This window comes from Nocardioides sp. (assembly GCF_031422975.1).
Taxonomy (GTDB): Bacteria; Actinomycetota; Actinomycetes; order Propionibacteriales; family Nocardioidaceae; genus Nocardioides.
Genome location: NZ_JANPEO010000041.1, coordinates 1 through 6,006, shown reverse-complemented (window position 1 = coordinate 6,006; position 6,006 = coordinate 1). Strand labels below are relative to the sequence as shown.

6 protein-coding genes are annotated in these 6,006 nt (G+C 69.5%); 5 read left to right on the top strand and 1 reads right to left on the bottom strand.

Going from position 1 to position 6,006, the window contains the following annotated elements; genetic code table 11:
• Together RMO85_RS01425 and RMO85_RS01420 are read left to right on the top strand one after the other, a co-directional pair.
• The coding region (locus RMO85_RS01425; protein WP_310525994.1) for an ATP-binding protein at positions 1 to 951 on the top strand (951 nt) is incomplete at its 5' end.
• A gap of 304 nt (positions 952 to 1,255) precedes the next feature.
• Positions 1,256 to 1,759, top strand: a complete 504-nt coding sequence (locus tag RMO85_RS01420) for an alkaline phosphatase family protein (RefSeq protein WP_310525992.1) — start codon at positions 1,256 to 1,258, stop codon at positions 1,757 to 1,759.
• 98 nt (positions 1,760 to 1,857) lie between these two features.
• Here the strand turns inward: RMO85_RS01420 and RMO85_RS01415 are convergent, their stop codons facing one another.
• On the bottom strand, positions 1,858 to 3,180 hold the full coding sequence (locus tag RMO85_RS01415; RefSeq protein WP_310525990.1) for a hypothetical protein: 1,323 nt from the start codon (positions 3,178 to 3,180) through the stop codon (positions 1,858 to 1,860).
• 268 nt (positions 3,181 to 3,448) lie between these two features.
• Here RMO85_RS01415 and RMO85_RS01410 point away from each other — a divergent pair, with 268 nt between their 5' ends.
• The 3 genes from RMO85_RS01410 to RMO85_RS01400 all read left to right on the top strand — a co-directional run.
• A complete protein-coding gene (locus RMO85_RS01410) occupies positions 3,449 to 4,432 on the top strand; it encodes a glycosyltransferase family 2 protein (protein WP_310525989.1) in 984 nt (327 codons plus the stop codon).
• Positions 4,429 to 5,133 (top strand): class I SAM-dependent methyltransferase, encoded by a 705-nt coding sequence (locus tag RMO85_RS01405; RefSeq protein ID WP_310525987.1) that lies wholly within the window; start codon positions 4,429 to 4,431, stop codon positions 5,131 to 5,133. The genes RMO85_RS01410 and RMO85_RS01405 overlap by 4 nt, the downstream gene beginning before the upstream one ends.
• Positions 5,130 to 6,006 (top strand): lysylphosphatidylglycerol synthase domain-containing protein (locus RMO85_RS01400; protein WP_310525986.1); only part of this gene is annotated, 877 nt, incomplete at its 3' end. The genes RMO85_RS01405 and RMO85_RS01400, both read left to right, overlap by 4 nt.

Here is a 6,006-nt window from a genome sequence, read left to right as displayed (position 1 = left end):
CTCGTGGTGCTCGCGGCGCAGAGCCTCGAGACCGTCGAGGAGTCGACGGCGGTGGTGCGTGAACTCCTGCTGTTCGGCTATCCCCTCGTGCTGGTGGTGGTGGGACTCACCTCGTACTGGCTGACCGGGCGAGCGCTCGCCCCGGTCGAGGCGATCCGGCGGCGAGTGGCGTCCATCGACGCGACGGCCCTGTCGGCTCGCGTTCCCGTCCCGGCTGGTCGCGACGAGATCGCCCGACTCGCCCAGACGATGAACTCGATGCTCGGCCGGCTGCAGACCAGTGCGGAGGCCCAGCGTCAGTTCGTGGGTGATGCCTCGCACGAGCTCCGCAGCCCGTTGGCCGCCGTCCGCGCGGCGCACGAGATCCATGCACTGCATCCGGAAACCACCTCCTGGCCCGACCTGTCCGCCGAGGTCCTCTCCGAGCTGGACCGGGTGGATCGCCTGGTCGCGGACCTGCTGTTGCTGGCCCGCTCCGATGAGCACGGTCTGACCCTGCGCAGGCGCGAGGTCGATCTCGACGACCTCGTCCGAGCGGAGGCGATCAGGCTGCGTCGGTCCGGCGTGCTCGACATCATCGTGACTGCCCCACCCGTGCGCGCGATCGGCGACCCGGACCACCTGGCACGTGCACTGCGCAACCTGGCCGACAATGCAACGCGGCACACTCACGGCACGGTCGAGCTGCACCTGTCTGCCACCGCAGGAGTTGCCACGATCGACGTGATCGACGACGGCGAGGGCGTTGCGAACGACGACCGCGAACGGATCTTCGAACGATTCGCCAGGCTGGACGGCTCCCGGGCCAGGGACAGCGGTGGCTCCGGTCTGGGGCTGCCGATCGCCCGCCAGATCGCCCGCGCGCACGGCGGAGACATCACTGTGGGAGCGCATGGATTGCGGACGGTCTTCACACTCACCATCCCCCTGACCCGCCCAGATCCGGAGTGACGCCCATGCCCACCCACGCAATCCGCCGACTCCGCGTCTCCACGAGCCGGACCATGGCTACCGGCCACCGGCTGCATCGCTGAGCCAGGGCATCGGCTTCTAGCTGGTCGGCGCCGACGACCAGTCCATCTCCGCGGTGACCTGGAGCTGAAGGTCCATGGCGCCGTGCAGCACCCGGCCGATCGCGAGGATCTGCAGCGTCACGGATCGCCGCGGCGATGAGGGCCGCGTAGCGCATCTCGGCGGCATCCCCGAAACCCGCGTGAGACCGCACCAGTAATCCCGAGATATCCGCCTGTGCGAGATGTGTGAGGCGGTAGCTCACCATCAACTTGCCAACCAGGTCTACGAGGCCGTCACCGCTGGTCCAGGCTGGGCAAGAACCGCGCTGGTCGTGAACTACGACGAGTGGGGCGGCTTCTTCGACCACGTCGCACCGACGGCCGCACCGGATGCCACTCCCGAGGCGGGCACCGGAATGCGCGGCTTCCGCACCCCGGCACTGTTGGTGTCGCCTCGGGCCCGACGGGGCTTCGTGTCCCACAACGTCTACGACCACACCTCGGTACTCAAGATGATCGAGTGGCGCTGGGGATTGCCAGCGCTGACACCGCGTGACTCGGCGGCACGCAACATCGCGGAGGTGCTCGACTTCTCCAAGGCGCCGAACCTCACGGCCCCCCGCTGGAACGTGCCGCCCGTGGTCGGCGTGCCGTGTGGCCCTGAAGGCACGGCCGACTACGAGGACTGGAACCAGCTCGCGGCCCTCGCCGCCCAGAACGGATGGCGCACCGGCGGAGTGTTGTGACCCGGGTCGAACTGAGAACAGGGATCGGGAGCGGGTGGGCAGGCGTTGCCCCGAGATCCGACGGAAACCGAGGTGCTAGTCGCGCTGGACCTCGATAGTCACCCCGGACCGCGCGGCTGGTCAGACGAGCGCGACTCGACGGCCGTGGTCCACTCTCCTGAGACCGGGCCAACACTGTGGCACGGCGTGGGTGCGTCCGCCTCGAGCATCCGACTGACTCGCGGGTGCCTGAGCAGGCGCAGTGCGAGCATCGCGACCACGAGGACGCACGCCGCCAGCGGTATCAGGTCCAGCGGTCGTAGGACCAGCGCGTCGAGGAACGCGTTGCGCCACCACACGTCGGCGACCGGACTGTAGAAGCCGTCGCGCACGGCGCCGGGGGCGATGAGAACGACCTGGAGCACGGCGAGCGGAGTGAACCAGCGCCGCGCGCGGTCACTCATCCGGTGGGCGCTCAACGCCAGCGCCGGGGTGATCGAGACGAGGAGCTCGAGGCTGGTCCGGTAGCCGTAGAACTGGTCACCACCGCTGAAGCGGTTGAGGACTGCCTGGCTCACCAGGTAGGAAAGACCTCCGAGCGCCAGCCAGCGACTCCAGTCCGGCAGTTCGCGGCGGTTGCGCCAGGCAGCGGGCACGAGCAGGACGAGGAGCGGCGACCACCAGAGCAGGCCGCGGTCCGCGGAGACAAGGAAGCCGAGGTAGTTCAAGATGTTGAAGGCGTTGTCCGTCACGTTGTCGCCGAAGTCGCCGGCGCGGTAGCCGGACGTCGGGTCCCAGGAGCCGTACATCCACCGGGTCCACACCGACATCAGCGCGAGCATCGCACCGCCGGCCACTCCCGCGCGGACCGCGATCCCCGGCAGGCGCCGCGACCCCGCCGTACCGACACCGAGGACCGCGCACACCAGCGCCGCGTGCAACCGACCCCACAACGCGAAGCCGCCGAACAACCCGACCAGCCACCACCGGCGGCGATCAGCGGCCCACGCCATGCCCACGATCCCGAGCGTTGTGAGCGTGTGCGGCCACATCGCATCCGCGGCCACCGACCACACCGGCGTCGCGAACGCGAACAGCCCTGCCGCGACCAGCGCGGTCCGGGAACCGGTCCGGTCACGGAGCAGCAGGAACAGCAGCACCACCGCGGCCGCGCTGAGCAGGGCAGCTGTGAGTCCGCCCGGCACCGCGCTGATCACGGTCGACGGCAGCAGCGCGTACGCGGGTACGGCGACCGCGATCACCCCGGGCGCCCGGCCGACCGCTTCGCGGCCGTCGGTGGTCTCCACGATCCAGGTCTCGCGGATGCTGTTGTCGTCCAGCAGCGGGAAGTCGGAGATGTCGGGCACCGGATCGCCGCTACGGGCGATGTGCCAGGCAGCGAAGTCCGCGGTGAACGCGTCGGGGCTCGGGTTGGTGCTCACCGTGAGCCCGAAGACGCACACGCACACGAGGCACAGCACTGTCGGCAGTGCCCACCGAGCCCGTCGGGACGGCTGCGCGCCACCTCCGACACACCCTGCGACAGACATGAGGGCCATTGTCCGACCGCGCATGCGCCCGGGCGAGCGGCGTAGCAGACGCTCGCCCACTGTTCGTCGGGCCGTCACTTGAACGCCCAGTCCGGGCCCGAACGCGAACCTAGTCTCCCCCGGACCGAAGACGGATGTCACCGACCCTTGTGAGGCCTACGTGTTGCTCGTCGTGCAGGTTCCCTGTCTGAACGAGGAAGAGACGCTCCCGCTCGTGCTGTCCTCGATACCGGTCTCGATCCCGGGTATCGACGAGATCGCGGTGCTGGTGATCGATGACGGCTCGACCGATCGGACGATCGAGGTCGCGCGCTCGTACGGCGTCACCCAGTTCGTCCGGCACAACCGCAACCAGGGGCTGGCCCGCTCCTTCACCGACGGCATCGACCACGCGCTCGCCATGGGCGCCGACATCGTGGTCAACACCGACGGCGACAACCAGTATCCCCAGCGACGGATCGCAGACCTGGTGCAGCCGATCCTGCGCGGCGAGGCCGACATAGTGATCGCGGATCGTCAAGTGGGGCTGATCGACCACTTCTCCCCATCGAAGAAGGCGCTCCAGAGACTGGGGTCGCAGGTGGTCAACCTGGCCGCCCGCACCGAGCTGCCCGATGCGGCCAGCGGCTTTCGCGCCTACTCGCGCGAGAGCCTGATGCGGCTCAACACGGTCACCCGGTTCTCCTACTGCATGGAGACGATCATCCAGGCCGGCAACAAGAACCTGGCGATCGTCAGCGTCCCCGTCGTCACCAACGCCAAGACGCGCGAGTCGCGTTTGTTTTGCTCCACCCGGCAGCACGTGTTCCGATCGGCGGCGGCGATCGTTCGGGCCTACGTCATGTATCGGCCGTACGTGATCTTCGGACTGATGGCGCTCCTGTTCGGAGCGCTCGGGCTGGCGCCGTACGTCCGATATGCATTCCTGACGGCCGTCGGCGACGGCGGTGGGCACGTGCAGTCGCTGCTGGCCGGCGCCGCGTTGATCGTGATGTCGTCGCTGTGCCTGATGCTCGGGATCATCTCCGACCTGATCCGCACCAACCGTGCCTTGATCGAGACGAACCTCGAGCACACCAAACGCGCGCGCTTCGACATCCTGCGGGTGCCCACGGCGCCCATCGACATGGCAGGAATCCTGTGAAGACCCTCTACATCCGGACCCTCCGCGCCATCGGGGGCCTTCTTCGCGCCGTGGGTCTGCTCGGGCTTCTCGAGCGTCGTACGCCGCACTCACGGCTGGCGACCTGGTTGGTCTCCCTGTTCGCGATCCACGACGTGGACGGCCTGGGGAAGCTGGACCTGCCCTGGTGGACCTTCGACTCCGCCGACCAGGTGGCGGCCTACCTGGGTGAGCACCCCGGGGCTCGCGTCTTCGAATGGGGCTCGGGCGCCTCGACCCTGTGGCTGGCTGCCCGCGCCGGCTCGGTGCACTCGGTGGAGCACCATGCCGGCTGGGCCGCCGAGCTCTCGCCGAGGCTCCCCGAGAACGTGACCCTGAGGGTGGTCGAGCCGGTGACGAGCACGACGCCGAGCGTCCCGTCGGCCAAGCCCGGTCATGCCGGTCTGGACTTCGCCGACTACGTGGAGGCGATCGACGACGTCGCGGGCTTCTTCGACGTCATCGTCATCGATGGGCGTGCCCGCGAGGCGTGCTTGGTCCGCGCGGTGGAACGACTCTCCGCCGAGGGCATCATCGTCTTCGACAACGTCGACCGGCGCCGCTACCTGGACGCCATCGACACCGTGGGCGGCCGACTCGTGGTGACCATGACTCGTGGCCTCACTCCCGCCCTGCCCTATCCGACGCGGACGGCCCTGTTGCGTCCCACCGGCACCGCATGACGCGAGCGCACGCGCTGCTCGGAGCGCGGGTCGGCTTCGTCCTCCTCATCGTCGGCTTCACCTGGTGGGGGTTCGACGGCAGGTGGTCGGAGATCGGTGGCGCGGTCGCCGAGACTGATCCGGCCCGGCTCGCCGCGGCTCTGCTGTGTGCTTTCGTCGGCCTGTCGCTCACCGGGGTGCTGTGGCGGATGCTGCTGTCTGCGCTCGGGTCGCGCGTGGAGCTGCGTCATGCCGGCGCCGTCTTCTTCCTCGGTCAGCTCGGCAAGTACGTCCCTGGCTCGGTGTGGACCTTCGCTGTGCAGGCACAGCTGGGTCGGCGGCACGGCGTGCCCGCGCGCTCGAGCATGACTGCCTCGGCGCTGTTCCTGATGCTGCACACGTTCACCGGACTGACGCTCGGTGGCCTGCTCGCCGCCGGGGGAGCGGTCCACACCGATCTTGCAGCGGGGCGGTGGCTGCTGCTCGCCACCATCGGAGCTGTCGCCCTGACGCCGCCGGTTCTCCGGTCCTTGGGCGACCGGCTGGCCGGGGCCGGGGTCCGGACGACGTTCGGCGGGGGTGACCTGGCCAGGTCGCTCGCGCTGATGACGGGCGTGTGGGGCTGCTACGGCACGTGTCTGTGGCTGCTCGTGCCGCTCGCCCACCCCGAACCGAAAGACGTGCTCGCCGCGGTTGCCGCGTTCGCCCTCGCCCATGCGGCCGGCGTCCTGCTGATCCTCGCGCCGGCCGGCCTCGGTGCCCGGGAAGCGGTGCTCATCGCCCTGCTCTCGCCCGCGGTCGGCGTACCCAGCGCTGCGGCCGCCGCGTTGCTCGCGCGCGTGGTGCACACGGTCGCGGACTTCCTGCTGGCGGCCGCGGCCGCGGGCTGGGCAC

Bases quoted from the DNA above. Each gene is read 5' to 3' on its own strand.
- RMO85_RS01420 (WP_310525992.1), top strand. From the start codon at position 1,256: ATGTGTGAGGCGGTAGCTCACCATCAACTTGCCAACCAGGTCTACGAG.